The organism is Phocaeicola coprocola DSM 17136 (assembly GCF_000154845.1).
In the GTDB taxonomy this organism is placed as follows: Bacteria; Bacteroidota; Bacteroidia; order Bacteroidales; family Bacteroidaceae; genus Phocaeicola; species Phocaeicola coprocola.
The window spans coordinates 1-1,666 of sequence record NZ_DS981431.1 but is presented as its reverse complement, the minus strand read 5'-3'; the positions used below and the strand labels follow the sequence as shown (position 1 = coordinate 1,666).

Genomic DNA, 1,666 nt, shown 5'->3' with positions numbered 1-1,666 from the left:
ATACGGTCCCATATTTTCCGGAAACAGCATCCCTTCACCGGCATGGGATAACTGTTCCAATTACGATATCCGCTGAGAACCTCCTTGTACTGTTTTCAAATGTATGACCATCTATATGATAGAATTCCTCAAGCGTACGGCAGGTCACTGGGGATGTCTCCATACGTTTCTTTTAAAAAAGCCCCAAATTCTTTGGAGTATCTGGTTCCCTTGGCTACAACATCGAGGTCGATGGGAATACTGAAACTTTTACCTGTGCGCAAGTCCGTCCAACGACGACGTCTGATCTTGAGGATTACCTTATGGTCCCGTATGGGAAAGTCTGTCACATTAACAGCTTCCATAAAACCTTTGGATTCAAAATGTTCGTCATTGCTTAACTTGGAATTCATCTTTTCATCCAGACTAATATGAATCTCTTGAGAGGTTTGTTCAACTCCAGAGATAAGAAAGTAATCTAATATCTGAGCCGGCAACACGAGGCTGGCTAGCATGTTCAAATAATCGTTTTTCATAATGCGAAGTAAGCAATACTTTACGAGTATAAAAAATAATCCCCACGAAATTTCTACTGACCCACAATACTTCGGTAAATTTTTACCGAAAGATTAAAAGTTAAACAACAGAACCGGCAAAAGCTGGTTCGGAAACACTAAAGAGGTCATTGAAATGTTGTCAAAAACGAATGGTTAAGCATGAAGAAATGTGCTGAAAAAAGAGAGTTAACCTGCTGATAATAAAGGAGGAAAGTATTGCATAATTCGTTATTTCTTAGTAAATTAGAAGTCTCTGAACTCTTCTGATTATGACTAAAGAAACACTCCTTATGCAATACCAATCCGAGTGCCTGTCGGCTCTCAAATCAGTAGCGAATATACACAAACCTTTTGAAAAAGCATTCATGGACACCATGAAATTATTCATGGCCATCCCGGATCGTATAAATTTCCTTCAATTGGGCAGATATGGCTGTTTCTCAGAACAGACTTATCGTAACCTTTTTGAGCATGAAACTTTCGACTGGTTTGCGTTCAACGGATCTATCATCAGCAAGCATCTCACAGGCAAAAGAAAAGCCATTGCCATCGACCCTTCCATATTCCCAAATCAGGCAAGAAGACACCTTGGATAGGTTACTTCTGGTCCGGTTGTGCAGGAGAGTACAAGCGAGGATTGGAAATCATGGGCATCGGTATCATTGACATCGACAACCATGAATGCATGACTTTAGGTTCCATTCAGACACCGGATTGTAAGACCTTGGATAATATGGACAAGAACCTTGTTGACTGGTACAGCTGCTATCTTATCAGCAGAAAAGACAAGCTGCAAAGCATATCCAAAACGGTGGTTGCAGACGCATTCTTTTCCAAGGAAACTTTCGTAACGCCTATGTGTGAGAACAGTTTCCATGTTATCAGCCGCTTTAGGAATGATGTTGTCCTGTACTATCCGACATTGGAAAAGAAAACAGGAAAACGTGGTCATCCCAAGTGGTTTGACGGCAGGATTGACTTTGCCAATCTGGATTTGACCCGGTGCAAGGAATACGAGGTGAACAAAGGAAAGCTATACGGATTGAGGGTTTATCATTAGTGTCCCGTTAAAATCGGGACGAATTAAATATTAATCAAACAACCCCGGAAAGAATCCACCACAGGCGAAT

At 41.1% G+C, this 1,666-nt stretch carries 1 protein-coding gene and 2 pseudogenes; 1 reads left to right on the top strand and 2 read right to left on the bottom strand.

The window, feature by feature from the left end; translation table 11 throughout:
• Nucleotides 1-163, bottom strand: a pseudogene (locus BACCOP_RS20570) (ISAon1 family transposase); the annotation flags it as partial.
• Nucleotides 129-515, bottom strand: coding sequence for an ISAon1 family transposase N-terminal region protein (locus BACCOP_RS00950; protein WP_007565224.1), 387 nt, complete (start codon nt 513-515; stop codon nt 129-131). The pseudogene BACCOP_RS20570 and the gene BACCOP_RS00950, both read right to left, overlap by 35 nt.
• Before the next feature lie 290 nt (nt 516-805).
• Between BACCOP_RS00950 and BACCOP_RS21345 the strand changes: the two are divergent.
• Nucleotides 806-1,590 (top strand): annotated as a pseudogene (locus BACCOP_RS21345) (hypothetical protein); the annotation flags it as partial.
• Nucleotides 1,591-1,666 lie beyond the last annotated feature (76 nt).

Excerpts from the sequence above, each read along its gene's own strand:
- BACCOP_RS00950 (WP_007565224.1), bottom strand. The coding sequence starts at position 515 with ATGAAAAACGATTATTTGAACATGCTAGCCAGCCTCGTGTTGCCGGCT.